The following is a 271-nucleotide window of genomic DNA, read 5'->3' as shown; positions in this document are numbered from 1 at the left end:
GTTGCCCTCTTCATTGACCAAGGTAACGTTTCCATCGCCCGTATCCTCTATTCTTACAATACTCTCTTGAATGGAAACGGTACTGCCGTCTTCCTTTCTGTACAGACCGATCTCGTTTCCGCTATTGGAGGTTCCGGTGATATCGGTAACGGTTTCGTTAATATCAGTGGTGGAACCATCGGCCTCGGTAACCGTGGCGATACGTGAACCGGCCACAACGTTCGAAATCGACATTCCGTTGGTGTCGATCGTTACATTGCTTCCGTCTCCG

The 271-nt window shown here is 49.8% G+C and carries 1 protein-coding gene; it reads right to left on the bottom strand.

The genetic code is table 11. The features are described 5' to 3' along the window. On the bottom strand, positions 1 to 271 hold a 271-nt coding region (locus IV512_RS19820; RefSeq protein WP_209406507.1), incomplete at both ends, for a hypothetical protein.

Origin of the sequence: Pseudozobellia sp. WGM2, assembly GCF_017810075.1 — a bacterium.
Classification (GTDB): domain Bacteria; phylum Bacteroidota; class Bacteroidia; order Flavobacteriales; family Flavobacteriaceae; genus JADNYK01.
Note: the sequence above shows the minus strand (reverse complement) of the source record. Positions and strands in the feature narration are given on the sequence as shown.